The following is a 221-nucleotide window of genomic DNA, read 5'->3' as shown; positions in this document are numbered from 1 at the left end:
CGTGGGGCTGCTGGCGATTTTAAAGGCCGGGGGTGCGTATGTGCCGCTGGACCCGAGCTACCCAGGCGAGCGCTTGGCGCACATTCTTGCCGATGCGGCACCCAGCATTGTGCTGGCGGATGCAGCCGGGCGCGCTGCGTTGGGCGAGGCGGCGCTGGCCGAGTGTACGGTGCTCGATCCAGCGACCCTGCCGGCGTTACCGGACACGAATCCGTCGGTGG

At 68.8% G+C, this 221-nt stretch carries 1 protein-coding gene; it reads left to right on the top strand.

Going from position 1 to position 221, the window contains the following annotated elements; translation table 11 throughout:
* Positions 1 to 221, top strand: a 221-nt coding sequence (locus KQH55_RS16235; protein ID WP_235091695.1) for an AMP-binding protein, incomplete at both ends; no start/stop codon positions are given.

The sequence above is a fragment of the Mycetohabitans sp. B3 genome (assembly GCF_021498065.1).
In the GTDB taxonomy this organism is placed as follows: domain Bacteria; phylum Pseudomonadota; class Gammaproteobacteria; order Burkholderiales; family Burkholderiaceae; genus Mycetohabitans.
Note: the sequence above shows the minus strand (reverse complement) of the source record. Positions and strands in the feature narration are given on the sequence as shown.